This window comes from Burkholderia sp. MS455, assembly GCF_016899445.1.
Taxonomy (GTDB): Bacteria; Pseudomonadota; Gammaproteobacteria; order Burkholderiales; family Burkholderiaceae; genus Burkholderia; species Burkholderia pyrrocinia_C.
The window spans coordinates 2,594,665-2,608,382 of record NZ_CP041779.1; the positions used below are offsets into that span (position 1 = coordinate 2,594,665).

Annotated in this window: 13 protein-coding genes; 8 read left to right on the forward strand and 5 right to left on the reverse strand. The window is 67.8% G+C overall.

Annotation, left to right across the window (positions count from 1 at the left end; translation table 11 throughout):
• Positions 1-5: 5 nt before the first annotated feature.
• On the reverse strand, positions 6-1,250 hold the full coding sequence (locus FPJ27_RS31060; RefSeq protein WP_204423997.1) for a lactonase family protein: 1,245 nt from the start codon (positions 1,248-1,250) through the stop codon (positions 6-8).
• Between the two features lie 163 nt (positions 1,251-1,413).
• On the opposite strand from FPJ27_RS31060, the gene FPJ27_RS31065 reads away from it, so the two are divergent.
• Together FPJ27_RS31065 and phaZ are read left to right on the forward strand one after the other, a co-directional pair.
• Positions 1,414-3,243 (forward strand): glycoside hydrolase family 15 protein, encoded by a 1,830-nt coding sequence (locus FPJ27_RS31065; RefSeq protein WP_072440801.1) that lies wholly within the window; start codon positions 1,414-1,416, stop codon positions 3,241-3,243.
• Between the two features lie 211 nt (positions 3,244-3,454).
• Positions 3,455-4,927 (forward strand): polyhydroxyalkanoate depolymerase, encoded by a 1,473-nt coding sequence (gene phaZ, locus FPJ27_RS31070; RefSeq protein ID WP_204423998.1) that lies wholly within the window; start codon positions 3,455-3,457, stop codon positions 4,925-4,927.
• 81 nt (positions 4,928-5,008) lie between these two features.
• Here phaZ and FPJ27_RS31075 read toward each other — a convergent pair whose 3' ends face one another.
• Entirely contained in the window at positions 5,009-5,641 is a 633-nt protein-coding gene (locus FPJ27_RS31075; protein ID WP_047898676.1) for a TetR family transcriptional regulator, read from the reverse strand.
• Positions 5,642-5,797: 156 nt separating this feature from the next.
• On the opposite strand from FPJ27_RS31075, the gene rsxB reads away from it, so the two are divergent.
• Both rsxB and nth read left to right on the forward strand, forming a co-directional pair.
• On the forward strand, positions 5,798-6,802 hold the full coding sequence (gene rsxB / locus FPJ27_RS31080; RefSeq protein WP_204423999.1) for an electron transport complex subunit RsxB: 1,005 nt from the start codon (positions 5,798-5,800) through the stop codon (positions 6,800-6,802).
• Positions 6,799-7,443 carry an endonuclease III gene (gene nth / locus FPJ27_RS31085; protein ID WP_072440806.1) on the forward strand — a complete coding sequence of 215 codons (645 nt, stop codon included), beginning with the start codon at positions 6,799-6,801 and terminating at the stop codon, positions 7,441-7,443. Before rsxB ends, nth begins: the two co-directional genes overlap by 4 nt.
• 80 nt (positions 7,444-7,523) lie before the next feature.
• Here nth and FPJ27_RS31090 read toward each other — a convergent pair whose 3' ends face one another.
• The gene (locus tag FPJ27_RS31090; RefSeq protein WP_204424000.1) at positions 7,524-8,453 is read right to left on the reverse strand and encodes a DMT family transporter; all 930 of its coding nucleotides are present in this window, start codon (positions 8,451-8,453) and stop codon (positions 7,524-7,526) included.
• 300 nt (positions 8,454-8,753) lie between these two features.
• On the opposite strand from FPJ27_RS31090, the gene FPJ27_RS31095 reads away from it, so the two are divergent.
• Complete coding sequence (locus FPJ27_RS31095) at positions 8,754-9,188, forward strand: DUF1841 family protein (RefSeq protein WP_034184813.1); 435 nt, start codon at positions 8,754-8,756, stop codon at positions 9,186-9,188.
• A gap of 99 nt (positions 9,189-9,287) precedes the next feature.
• Here the strand turns inward: FPJ27_RS31095 and FPJ27_RS31100 are convergent, their stop codons facing one another.
• Together FPJ27_RS31100 and FPJ27_RS31105 are read right to left on the reverse strand one after the other, a co-directional pair.
• Complete coding sequence (locus tag FPJ27_RS31100; protein WP_034184812.1) at positions 9,288-9,647, reverse strand: cytochrome c; 360 nt, start codon at positions 9,645-9,647, stop codon at positions 9,288-9,290.
• 40 nt (positions 9,648-9,687) lie between these two features.
• A complete protein-coding gene (locus tag FPJ27_RS31105; RefSeq protein WP_011885616.1) occupies positions 9,688-10,047 on the reverse strand; it encodes a cytochrome c in 360 nt (119 codons plus the stop codon).
• A gap of 245 nt (positions 10,048-10,292) precedes the next feature.
• On the opposite strand from FPJ27_RS31105, the gene FPJ27_RS31110 reads away from it, so the two are divergent.
• The 3 genes from FPJ27_RS31110 to FPJ27_RS31120 are packed head-to-tail and all read left to right on the forward strand — an operon-like array spanning position 10,293 to position 13,606.
• Entirely contained in the window at positions 10,293-11,135 is an 843-nt protein-coding gene (locus tag FPJ27_RS31110; protein ID WP_034184811.1) for a MoxR family ATPase, read from the forward strand.
• Between the two features lie 26 nt (positions 11,136-11,161).
• A complete protein-coding gene (locus FPJ27_RS31115) occupies positions 11,162-12,337 on the forward strand; it encodes a VWA domain-containing protein (RefSeq protein ID WP_204424002.1) in 1,176 nt (391 codons plus the stop codon).
• Positions 12,338-12,394: 57 nt separating this feature from the next.
• Positions 12,395-13,606, forward strand: coding sequence for a benzoate/H(+) symporter BenE family transporter (locus FPJ27_RS31120; protein WP_204424004.1), 1,212 nt, complete (start codon positions 12,395-12,397; stop codon positions 13,604-13,606).
• Positions 13,607-13,718: the final 112 nt, after the last annotated feature.

Here is a 13,718-nt window from a genome sequence, read left to right on the forward strand (position 1 = left end):
GTCATTTACAGCGCCGGCACCAGCTTGAAATCGACCGGCTTGCCGACCGCGACCTTCTGCGGATTGGCGCCGAGCTGCCCCGTTTCGGCATCGCGGCTGAACACGTAGAACGTATCGCTGTCCTGGTTGCCGACGATCAGCCACTTGCCGGTCGGATCGATCAGGAACTCGCGCGGTGTCTTGCCGAGGCTCGACTGGCGGCCGACGTGCTTCAGCCGGCCGTCGGCCCGGTTCACCGCGTAGATCACGATGTCGTTCGCGTCGCCGCGGTTGCTCGCATACAGGAAGCGGCCGTCCGGCGACAGATGAATCGCGCCGCCGCCGACCTTGCCCTTGAAGCCCGGCGCCGTCATCGGCACCGTCTCGACCGGCGTCAGCTTGCCGTCGTGGTAGCCGAACACCTCGACCGACGCATTCAGCTCGCTCGTCACGTACGCGAACCGGCCGTCGTCGCCGAACACCATGTGACGCGGGCCCGAACCGGCCTTCACCGTCGTGTAGCGCGTGTCGGTCGGGCCGATCAGCCCGCGGCTGCCGTCCACCGTATAGCGGTAGCCGTAGAGCTTGTCCGCGCCGAGATCCTGCACGAACAGGTAACGGCCGTCCGGCGAAAACACCGTCGAGTGCACGTGCGCGCCGTCCTGGCGGCCCTTCACGGGCCCCGTGCCTTCATGGTGCACGGTCAGCACGGCCTGGCCGACCGCGCCGTCGTCGCGCAGCGGGAACACCGCGAAGCTGCCGCCCGGATCCGCCGCAACCGAATAGTTGGCCGTCACGAGGTACTTGCCGTCCGGCGACAGCGCGAGATAGCAAGGATCGTTCCCCTCCGACGACACGCGGTCGATGAAGGTCAGCGCGCCCGTCTTCGCGTCGAAGCGGAACGCGCTGACGCCGCCGCGCTGCGTCGCCGGCCCGTCGTCGCCGGGCAGTTCGTTGACCGCGTAGACGGTGCGACCGTCGCGGCTCGGCAACAGATATGACGGATTCACGGTCTTCGCCGACGACACCGGCGCGACGCTGCCGGTTTTCGTATCGAAGCGGTAGACGTAGATCCCGTCGCTGCCGCCCCCCGTATAGGTGCCGACGAGCAGGTTGTAGACGCCGTCGGCCGGGGCGGGCGATTGCTGCGCAAATGCGTGGGTCGCGGACAAGGAAAGCACGATCGCGAAACCTTTCATCCAGTGAGCGAGCCTAAGCGGGAACCCTCGTGTCGAAGCGCGTGCGTCATGCTCGCGTAAACGGTTGGGCATTGAATCCTCCTTGCATCGAGTCGCTTCAAGTGTTGAGATAGGACGAAACGCCGGCCGTTCACGCGCTCCGCCGCCCGGCCGAGTATACGGGGCGCAGCGCCGGCGCGTGAAGCCCGGGCGCCGCCGTCCGCATTGTGAACTCGAAACCAAGGATCGCCTGCCCATGCCCGCCCTGATCGAAGACTACGCCCTCGTCGGCGACGGCCACACCGCCGCGCTGATCGCAAAAGACGGCTCCGTCGACTGGCTGTGCTGGCCCCGCTTCGATTCGGGCGCCTGCTTCGCGGCGCTCGTCGGCACGCCCGAGCACGGCCGCTGGCTGCTCGCGCCGGCCGCCGACGCCGCGATCACGCACACGACCCGCCGCTATCGCGGCGACACGCTGGTTCTCGAAACCGACTACGAAAGCGCCGACGGCGCCGTCACCGTGATCGACTTCATGCCGCCCGGCAACGGCTGGTCCGAACTCGTGCGGATCGTCGTCGGCCGCCACGGCACGATGAAGATGCGCATGGAGCTCGTGTTGCGCTTCGACTACGGCTTCTCGGTCCCGTGGGTCACGCAACTGACCCGCGAGGACGGCATGAAGGCGATCGCCGGCCCCGATACCGTCGTGCTGCGCACGCCGGTGCCGCTCACCGGCAAGAACCTTCATACGATTGCGGAATTCACGGTGAGCGCCGACGAACGCGTGCCGTTCTCGCTCAGCTACGCGGCATCGCACATGCGGCTGCCGCCCGCGCGCGATCCGCTGTCGATGCTCGCGCGCACCGAGAACTACTGGCTCGAATGGTCGGGCCGCTGCCAGGTGCAGGGCCGCTACGCGGCGGCCGTGCGCCGTTCGCTGATCACGCTGAAGGCGCTCGCGTACGAGCCGACCGGCGGCATCGTCGCGGCGCCGACCACGTCGCTGCCCGAGAAGATCGGCGGCAACCGCAACTGGGACTACCGCTACTGCTGGCTGCGCGACGCGACGATCACGCTGCTCGCGCTGATGCGCGGCGGCTACTACGACGAGGCGCGCGCATGGCGCACGTGGCTCGGCCGCGTGATGGCCGGCTCGCCCGAGCAGATCCAGATCATGTACGGGATCGCCGGCGAACGCCGGCTGCCGGAAATGGAACTCGACTGGCTGCCCGGCTATCAGGACTCGAAGCCCGTACGCATCGGCAACGGCGCCGCGAACCAGCTCCAGCTCGACGTGTTCGGCGAGGTGATGGCCGCGCTGCACCTCGCGCGCGTGGGCGGGCTGCAAGCCGACGACACGGTCTGGTCCGTGCAGTGCGCGCTGCTCGACCATCTCGAGAAGATCTGGCAGGAACCCGACGAGGGGGTCTGGGAAACGCGCGGCGGCCGCCGTCATTTCACGTTCTCGAAGGTGATGGCGTGGGTTGCGTTCGACCGCGCGATCAAGTCTGCGGAAATGTTCCGGCTGCCCGGCTCGCTCGACCGCTGGCGCGCGCTGCGCGAGCGGATCCATGCCGACGTATGCGACAACGCGTGGCACAAAGACAAGCAGGCGTTCGCGCAGAGCTACGGCAGCGACGAACTCGACGCGAGCGTGCTGCTGATGCCGCTGCTCGGCTTCCTGCCGCCGGAAGACCCGCGCATCGTCGGCACCGTCGAAGCGATCGAGCGGGAATTGCTGCACGACGGGCTCGTGATGCGCTACCGCACGACCGAATACGACGACGGCCTGCCGCCCGGCGAAGGCACGTTTCTCGCGTGCAGCTTCTGGCTGGTCGACAACTACGCGCTGCTCGGCCGGATCGACGACGCGCACCGCCTGTTCAGCCGGCTGCTCTCGCTGTCGAACGATCTCGGGCTGCTCGCGGAAGAGTACGACCCGGTTGCCGGGCGGCTCGTCGGCAACTTCCCGCAGGCGTTCTCGCACGTGGCGCTCGTGCATACCGCGATGAACCTGATGCACCATGAAGACGCAATGGCGCGCGCGGCCGGCCAGCCCGCACCGGCGATGGCCACGGGGCGCTGAACGAGGCGCGGGCAGCTTTTTCAGAGAACGTCAAATCGCAAAATTTTGATGAAAAATCGCGGAAATGTTGCATTGCAACATTCATCGTTGTCCGATATGATCGACACGATTGACCGGCCGCAGTGCAACATGGCCGGCCGCTGACCCCCACGGCACGCCGCGACGCCTCACGCCGCCCTTGCGCACCGTCCCCCACGCGGGAGTAGTCTGCATGCTTTACCAACTGCACGAATTCCAGCGGGCGATGCTGAGCCCGCTCACGGCCTGGGCCCAGGCCGCCTCCAAGTCGTTCGCCAATCCGTCCAGCCCGTTCTCGCTGATGCCGGGCGCGACGCGGATGGCCGCCGCGTACGAACTGATGTACCGGCTCGGCAAGGATTACGAGAAGCCCGAATTCAACCTTCACCAGATCGTCAAGGACGGCCACAACATCCCGATCGTCGAGCAGACGATCGTCGAGAAGCCGTTCTGCCGGCTGCTGCGTTTCAAGCGCTATTCGGACGACGCCGACGCCGTCACGCAGTTGAAGGACGAGCCGGTCGTGCTGGTCTGCGCGCCGCTGTCGGGCCACCACTCGACGCTGCTGCGCGACACGGTGCGCACGCTGCTGCAGGATCACAAGGTCTACATCACCGACTGGATCGACGCGCGGATGGTGCCGGTCGAGACCGGCCCGTTCCACCTGCACGACTACGTCGCGTACATCCAGGAGTTCATCCGTCACATCGGCGCGCGCAACCTGCACGTGATCTCGGTGTGCCAGCCGACGGTGCCGGTGCTCGCGGCGATCTCGCTGATGGCGAGCCGCGGCGAGGACACGCCGCTCACGATGACGATGATGGGCGGCCCGATCGACGCGCGACGCAGCCCGACGTCGGTGAACTCGCTCGCGACGCAGCATTCGACCTCGTGGTTCGAGAACAACGTGATCCACACGGTGCCCGCGAACTATCCGGGAGAAGGCCGCCACGTGTATCCGGGCTTCCTGCAGCACACGGGTTTCGTCGCGATGAACCCGGAACGGCACGCGCAATCGCACTGGGATTTCTACCAGAGCCTGCTGCGCGGCGACGAGGACGACGCCGAAGCGCACCGCCGCTTCTACGACGAATACAACGCGGTGCTCGACATGGCCGCCGAGTATTACCTCGAGACGATCCGTGTCGTGTTCCAGGAATTCCGGCTGGCCGAAGGCACGTGGGATGTCGAAGGCGAGCGTGTGCGTCCGCAGGACATCAGGCACACCGCGCTGATGACGATCGAGGGCGAACTCGACGACATCTCGGGCAGCGGCCAGACGCACGTCGCGCACGAACTGTGCACGGGCATCCCGCAGGACCAGCGCCGCAGCCTGACCGCCGAGAAGTGCGGTCACTACGGGATCTTCTCGGGCCGCCGCTGGCGCACGATCATCTACCCGCAGCTGCGCGACTTCATCCGCGAGCATGCGCCGGAACCGAAGCCCGGGGCGACGAAGGTGCAGCCCGTCGCACCGGCGGCCGCGACGCTCGCGGCCGTGCCGGCCGGCAACGCGCAAGCCGAAACGACACGTGCCACCACGGCGAAGCGCGCGCGCGAGAAGGCAACGGTCACGGCCGCCGCGCCCGCCAAGGCCGCACCGGCGGCGAAACGTGCCGGCAGCAGCCCGCGCGCAAAAGCCGTACGCACGCGCAAGGCCGCCTGACGCACCGCGTTCCGACGAAAAAACGCCGCCGTTGCCTGCGCACGGCGGCGTTTTTGCATCCGGCGGGCGCTGGTCGGCGCGTCAGCGCCGCAGCAGATACGCGAGCAGCACCTCGGTGTTCATCCGGACCATTTCCGCGCGCTCGTCGGTGTCGGTGAAGTCGCGGCCGAGCGTCGCGGCGAGCGTGAAGCGGTTCGACACGATGTAGTAGCCGAGCCCCGACAGCGTCACGTAGAAGCGCAGCGGATCGACGTCGCTGCGGAACAGCCCGGCCTTCTGGCCGCGCATCAGCACGTTGCCGAGCTTTGCGACGATCGGCGACATCATCTCGCGGATCCGCGTCGACTTGTGCAGGTAGCGCGCTTCGTGCAGGTTCTCGTTGTTGATGAGCCTGAGCAGCTCCGGGTGGTCGCGGTAGTAGTCCCAAACGAAATGCGCGAGCCGCGTGACGGCTTCGACCGGCGCGACGCCGTCGAGATCGAGCACGCGCTCGGCCTCGGTCAGCGCGGAGAACGCGTGTTCGAGCACGGCCGTAAACAGCTGCTCCTTGCTGCCGAAGTAGTAATAGAGCATGCGCTCGTTGGTTTCGGCCCGGCGCGCGATCTGGTCGACGCGTGCGCCGAACAGCCCTCCACTTGCGAACTCTTCGGCTGCCGCCATCAGGATGCGACGGCGCGTACCTTCAGGATCTCTTTTGATTTTTGGCTGATTCATGGTGGCGTTTTGCTATGTGAGCCGCGTGATCCGGACCGGCACCCCCACCGCCTCGGCGCCGGCCGCCGTGGAACGGGCGCGCCGCGTGCGGCCGCCCTCCTGCTGAGCCCCTGCAAAAAAGCGGTTCGATTATGCGCACAGACGGCGTCCAGCGCAATGCGGGAAATCGGCGATAATCGAGCTTTGGCAAACCTTTCCGGCCGCGCCCCGTGCGGCCGAGAGCCATTCGGCGCCGCTGCGCCCGTTGTCACCGTGACCGACTCCAAAACACTCGCAGATCGTATCGAAGATCTGCTTCCCCAGACGCAATGCACGAAGTGCGGCTATAACGGCTGCCGCCCGTATGCCGAGGCAATCGCCGCCGGCGATGCGAACTACAACCAGTGTCCGCCCGGCGGCGCCGAAGGCATCGCGCGCCTCGCCGGCCTGCTCGGCAAGCCGGTGATTCCGCTGAACCCCGTCAACGGCAGCGAGCATCCGCGTGCCGTCGCATTCATCGACGAAAGCCTGTGCATCGGCTGCACGCTGTGCATGCAGGCGTGCCCGGTCGACGCGATCGTCGGCGCACCGAAGCAGATGCATACGATCGTCGAGTCGCTCTGCACGGGCTGCGACCTGTGCGTGCCGCCATGCCCCGTCGACTGCATCGCGATGCTGCCCGTGACCGGCGATCGCACGGGCTGGGACGCGTGGTCGCAGGAGCAGGCCGATGCCGCGCGCGAACGCCATGACCTCCGGCTCGCCCGCCAGCGCCGCGAACGCGAGGCCGCCGAAGCGCGCGCCGCCGCACGCCGCGCGGCCAGTGCCGGCGCTGCGAAGCCGGCCGCAGAACAACCCGCAGCGCAGCCGGGCACGCCGGCCACCGCACCGGCCGCCGACGATGCCGACGCGAAGAAACGCGCGATCATCGCCGCCGCGCTCGAACGCGCGCGCAAGAAGAAGGAAGAACTCTCCGGGCAAGGCGCCGGGCCGAAGAACACCGAAGGCGTGAGCGCGGCCGTCCAGGCGCAGATCGACGCGGCCGAGGCCCGCCGCAAACGGCTCGCCGAACAGCAGGCGCAGCGCGACGCCGAAGCCGCCGCGGCGGACGGCGACGACCACGACGCAGGCAACGACGACCAAGGCGGCCCGTCCGCACCGCCCGACCAGAACGCTCCATGAACGCCAGCAAAAGACACGCGATCTACGAAACGCTGCAGAGCCTCAATCCGCATCCGACCACCGAGCTCGAATACACGACGCCGTTCGAGTTGCTGATCGCCGTGATGCTGTCCGCGCAGGCGACCGACGTGTCGGTCAACAAGGCGATGCGGAAGATGTTTCCGGTCGCGAACACCCCGCGACAAATCGTCGCGCTTGGCGAGGAAGGCGTCACCGAGTACATCAAGACGATCGGTCTTTACCGAACCAAGGCGAAGAACGTGGTCGCGACGTGCCGAATCCTGCTCGAGCGCTACGACGGCGAGGTGCCGGCCGATCGCGAAGCGCTCGAAAGCCTGCCGGGCGTCGGCCGCAAGACGGCAAACGTCGTGCTGAACACCGCGTTCGGCCAACCGACGATCGCGGTCGACACGCACATCTTCCGTGTCGCGAATCGCACGGGGCTCGCGCCGGGCAAGGACGTGCGCGCCGTCGAGGCCGCGCTGGAGAAGTTCACGCCGAAGGAATTCCTGCAAGACGCGCATCACTGGCTGATCCTGCACGGGCGCTATGTGTGCAAGGCCCGCAAGCCCGAATGCTGGCACTGCGCGATCGAGCCGCTGTGCGAATTCAGGCCGAAGACGCCGCCGCCCAACGAATAAGCGTCAGGCTCGACAGAGGCGCATCGCGCCGGCCCGCCACGCAGGCTCCGTCACGACGTACACGCCCTTCCCCTCCCCGACTACGCGTTGGACGTCGCGGTCGCATCGTCGGCCGCCGCGCCGCCCGCGCGCACGAGCGCCAGCACGGCCGCAAGGATCGCGACGCCGCCCGCCCACTGCAGCGGCGACAGCGCTTCACCGAACAGCAGCGCCGCGAGCGCGACCGTCACGACCGGTTCGAGCGTCGACAGCATCGACGTGCGCGCGGCCCCGAGCCGCTCGAGCCCGGCGAAGAACGCGAGCATTGCCGCGACCGTCGAGACGAGCGCGATCGCGAGCATCGACGCCCAGCCGGCGGCCGTCGCGGGCCAGCGCGGCGGCGCGCCGAACGCCGCGGTCCGCACGACGGCGATCGCCACGAGCGTCGCGGTCGCCGACAGGCAGATGATCGCGGTGGTCGCGAGCGGATCGACGCCGCGCGTCGCCTTCGTGCCGCCGACGATGTACAGCGAATAGATCACCGCGGCAGCCAGCGCGAGCGCGATCCCGAGCGGCTCGCCGTGCCCGCCGCCGACCATCAGCGCCGAACCCGCGACGCACAGCACGAGCGCGACGGCCTTCGCGCGCGTGAGGCGCTCGCCGAGCCACCACGCGGCCAGCAGCGTGACGAACGCCGGATACAGGTACAGCAGCAGCGCGACGAGGCTCGCCTGCGCGTGCTGCAGCGCGCTGAAATAGCAGAACGACTGGCCGACGTAGCCGAGCGCACCCATCGCCACGAGCGGCGCGAGCGCGCGTGTGCGCGGCCACGCGACACGGCGGTGCCGCGCGATCGCGGCGAGCACCGCGCCGCCGATCGCGAAGCGCACGATCAGCAGCCCGAGCACGTCGACGCCGGCCGCGTATGCGTACCGGCCGAAGATCGCCATCGCACCGAACGCGGCGGCGGACAGCGCGACGTAGAGCGTGCCCTGCAGGGCGGCGGACGATGAGCGGGCGGTGGCGGTCATGACGGAACGGATGAGAACGGCGCGATGAAGGGAATCGTCGGAGTTTAGCGGCGCGGCGGCGGCAAGCCTAGGGCCTGTTCACGCTTACCCGTTTCGCCGACCGGTACGGAGCGGCCGCAACCGGCTGCGGATTCAACCGGCCATCGCCGCGCACCCGCACCGCCAGGCAGTCCGCCCCGCTGCCGCTTGCCGCGCCAACCGCTCCAGCCCGCCGCCGGGCCGTCTCCAGCGCCGTCCGCCGACCCGGCGTACAATGCGCGACGCGGCACGACGCCGCCCGAATCACGACGTTCCCCCACCATGTTCAATCCAAGCCGCGACGAAGTGCGTCGCTTTTTCACCGAGACCTGGCGCAAGCAGCGCGCGGGCGAGATCCTGACGCCGCTGGAAGCGATGGCGGCCGACTGGATCGTCGAGCATCCCGAGTACCACGCCGAACTCGACGATGCCGACGGCGCGGCCGCGCGCAACTACACGCCCGAGGAAGGCCGCACGAACCCGTTCCTGCATCTGTCGATGCATCTCGCGATCAGCGAGCAGTTGTCGATCGACCAGCCGCCCGGCATCCGCGCCGCGCACGACAAGCTGGCGGCGAAACTCGACTCGACCCACGACGCGCAGCACGCGATCATGGAATGCCTCGGCGAGACGATCTGGGAAGCGCAGCGCACCAACACGCCGCCCGACACCGACGCATACCTGCAGCGCATCCTGCGCCGCGCGTCGCGCGACTGAGCGCCGCGGCGCCGGCACGCAGCCCCCGGGCCGCGGACAAAAAAATACCCCGCCTCGGCGGGGTATTTTTGCTGCGCGGGCCCGACAGGCCCGTCGCGCTTACTTCTTGAACACGAGATCGGTCTCTTTCAGCGATTCGATGTAGGCCGCGATGTCCTTCATGTCGCTGACCGACAGGCTCTGCACCTGCGCCTGCATGATCGCGTTGTTGCGGCCGATCAGCGGGTTCGTCAGGCCCATCTGGTACTGGCGCATCGCCCACACGAGGTAGTCGGCATGCTGGCCGGCGAGGCGCGGATATTCGGCGTTGATCGGCTTGTTCATCTGCGCGCCGTGGCAGGCCGCGCAGTTGTGCGATTCGACCAGTTCCTTGCCCTTCGTGGTGTCCGCAGCGTGCGCGGTACCGATCGCGAGGCCGGCCGCCAGTGCAACCGCCGCCGTCTTGAATGCGTTGTTCATGAATGCTCCTGTCCCGCCGGAGAGATCGGCGGCGCGCGCTTTACTTGTAGGGATTGTCCTTCGTGTCGGCCTTCTGGGCGGCGTAGTAGGCCGCCAGATCCGCGATGTCCTGGTCCGTCAGCGAACCGGCGATCGCGTTCATCGACGGGAAATGACGATCCTTCTTGCGGTAGGCCTTCAGCGCGTTCTCGAGGTATTGCTGGTTCTGGCCGCCGAGGACAGGCACCCGGTAGACCTCCGGGTACGCCGCGCGGTAGTCCTGGATGCCGTGGCAACCGATGCACATGGCGGCCTTGCTCGCCCCGTCCTTCGGGTTGCCGACCACACCGGCCGCCTGCGCGCTGCCCGCGAGCGCCACGAGCGCTGCGACAACGACGTGTTTGCCGACGAATTTGTTCATAGCTCTTGTAACCTAGCTTGAGGGGAAACTGGCGCCTAAGCGGCAACGGCCCGCGCCGTTTTGCTTATCGGATCGCCACGCAGGCCAAAAAAAACGGCCAGATTGTACCGCGTCGGCGGGGAACGCGTCCACCAGGCGCCCCGGTCCGCCCCGCCACAGCCCCGCTACGATACGCGGGCGCGGCCCAACCGCACAGCCCTTCTGACTTATACTGGGTTTTTTTCCCGAGAAAGAAGAGCGCCGCCATGCGTTTCGAAGGGTCCTCGCACTACGTCGCCACCGACGATCTGAAGCTCGCGGTCAATGCCGCGCTGACGCTGCAACGCCCGCTGCTGATCAAGGGCGAGCCCGGCACCGGCAAGACCATGCTCGCCGAGGAAGTGGCCGCCGCGCTCGACATGCCGCTGTTGCAGTGGCACATCAAGTCGACGACGAAGGCGCAGCAGGGCCTGTACGAATACGACGCTGTGTCGCGGCTGCGCGACTCGCAGCTCGGCGACGAGCGCGTGAAGGACATCTCGAACTACATCGTCAAGGGCGTGCTGTGGCAGGCGTTCGACGCCGAGCACCCGAGCGTGCTGCTGATCGACGAGATCGACAAGGCCGACATCGAATTCCCGAACGACCTGCTGCGCGAGCTCGACCGGATGGAATTCCACGTGTACGAGACGCGCGAGACGGTACGCGCGAAGCACCGCCCGCTCGTCATCATCACGTCGAACAACGAGAAGGAGCTTCCCGACGCGTTCCTGCGCCGCTGCTTCTTCCACTACATCCAGTTTCCCGACCCGTCGACGATGCAGAAGATCGTCGCGGTCCACTTCCCCGACATCCGCGAGGAACTGCTGCGCGCGGCGCTCGAGAGTTTCTTCGAATTGCGCGGCGTGTCGGGCCTGAAGAAGAAACCGTCGACGTCCGAGCTGCTCGACTGGCTGAAGCTGCTGCTCGCCGAGAACCTCCCGGCCGACGCGCTGCGCGGCACGGATGCGAAGCAGATCGTGCCGCCGCTCGCGGGCGCGCTGCTGAAGAACGAGCAGGACCTGAGCCTGCTCGAACGGCTCGTCTACATGAACCGGCACAACCGGTAATCGTCCCCACCCGCGAAGGCCCGGCCATGCTGCTCAATTTCTTCTACGCGCTGCGCGCAGCCAAGCTGCCCGTCTCGGTGAAGGAATACCTGACGCTGCTAGAAGCGCTGAAGGCCGGGCTGATCTCGCCGTCGATCGACGCGTTCTACTTCCTCGCGCGGATGACGCTCGTCAAGGACGAGCAGTACTTCGACAAGTTCGACCAGGCATTCGGCGCGTATTTCCACGGCGTGTCCGCGCTGCCGTCCGAAGCGTTCGACATTCCGCTCGACTGGCTCGAGAAGCGCCTCGAGCGCGAGCTGTCGCCGGAGGAAAAGGCGCAGATCGAAGCGATGGGCGGGCTCGACAAGCTGATGGAGCGTCTGAAGGCACTGCTCGAAGAGCAGAAGGAACGCCACGAAGGCGGCAACAAGTGGATCGGCACGGGCGGCACGTCGCCGTTCGGGCATGGCGGCTACAACCCGGAAGGCGTGCGCATCGGCGGCCCGTCGAACGGCAACCGCACCGCGGTGAAGGTGTGGGAAGCGCGCGCATACCGCGACTACGACGATTCCGTCGAGATCGGCACGCGCAACATCAAGGTCGCGCTGCGGCGGCTGCGCCGCTTCGCGCGCGAAGGCGCGGCCGAGGAGCTCGACCTGCCCGGCACGATCCGCAGCACGGCCGCAAACGCGGGCTGGCTCGACCTGCGGATGGTGCCCGAGCGCCACAACAACGTGAAGGTGCTGATGCTGCTCGACGTCGGCGGCTCGATGGACGACCACATCAAGCGCACCGAAGAGCTGTTCTCGGCCGCGAAGGCCGAATTCAAGCACCTGGAATTCTTCTACTTCCACAACTGCGTGTACGACCACCTGTGGAAGAACAACCGCCGCCGCCACTCGGAGCGCACCGCGACGTGGGACGTGCTGCACAAGTTCACGCCCGACTACAAGCTGATCTTCGTCGGCGACGCGACGATGAGCCCGTACGAAGTGCTGCAGCCCGGCGGCTCGGTCGAATACAACAACCCGGAAGCCGGCGCCGTATGGCTGCGCCGCCTCGCCGACCAGTTCCCCCATCATGCGTGGCTCAACCCCGAGCCCGAGCGGCTATGGGAATACCGGCAGTCGGTCGCGGTCATCCGCGACCTGCTCGGCCATCGCATGTATCCGCTCACGCTCGCGGGCCTCGAAACCGCGATGCGCGCACTCAGCAAGTAACGCATCCAACCAGCAGACACGAAGGCCGCGTCCAGGCGGCCTCCTCCCGGAGATAGCATGAACCCCTCGCCCACCGCGAGCGCGGGCCGCGCCGGCGGCCGCCGCTTTTTCGCCGACACGTCCGTCTCGGCGCTCGTCGCCGGCTTCGTCGCGATGATGACGGGCTACACGAGTTCGCTCGTGCTGATGTTCCAGGCCGGCCGCGCCGCGCACCTCACCGATGCGCAGATCTCGTCGTGGATCTGGGCGCTGTCGATCGGCATGGCGCTGACGACGATCGGCCTGTCGCTGCGCTTTCGCGCGCCGGTCGTCGTCGCGTGGTCGACGCCCGGCGCAGCGCTCTTGATCGCGTCGCTGCCCGGCGTGCCCTACGCCGAGGCGATCGGCGCGTTCGTCGTGTGTGCGCTGCTGCTGACGGCCATCGGCGTAAGCGGCCTGTTCGACACGCTGATGCGCCGGATTCCGGCCGGCATCGCAGCGGCCTTGCTCGCGGGCATCCTGTTCGAGATCGGCATCGAGATCTTCCGCGCCGCGCAGTTCCAGACCGCGCTCGTGCTCGCGATGTTCTTCACGTACCTGATCGTCAAGCGGCTCGCGCCGCGCTATGCGATCGTAACGACGCTGATCGTCGGCACGGCGGTGGCCGGCGGCCTCGGCCTGCTCGACTTCAGCCGCTTCCACGTCGCGCTCGCGCAGCCCGTGTTCACGATGCCCGCGTTTTCGATCGCGTCGATCGTCAGCATCGGCATTCCGCTGTTCGTCGTCGCGATGGCGTCGCAGAACGTGCCGGGCATCGCGGTGCTGCGCGCGGACGGCTATCGGACGCCGTCGTCGCCGCTGATCGCGACGACCGGCCTCGCGTCGCTGCTGCTCGCGCCGTTCGGCTCGCACGGCGTGAACCTCGCGGCGATCACCGCCGCGATCTGCACGGGCCCCGAAGCGCATGAAGATCACGCGAAGCGCTACACGGCCGCCGTGTGGTGCGGCACGTTCTACCTGGTCGCCGGAGTCTTCGGCGCGACGATCGCCGCGCTGTTCGCGGCGCTTCCGAAGGCGCTCGTCGTGTCGGTCGCCGCGCTCGCGCTGTTCGGCTCGATCATGAGCGGGCTCGCGAACGCGATGCAGGACGTGAAGCAGCGCGAAGCCGCGCTCGTCACGTTCATGGTCACCGCGTCGGGCCTCACGCTGCTGTCGATCGGCTCGGCGTTCTGGGGGCTCGTCGCGGGGATCGTCACGCAGGTGATCCTGAACGCGCGACGCCCGGCGTGACGCGGCTCGCCGCCCGCCGCGGCGGTTGACGTGCACACCGCGGGACGTCCCAAAACGTGCCCGACACGAATCGGGCCTAAAATGATGGATCGAAAGCGGCGCCCGGCGCCGC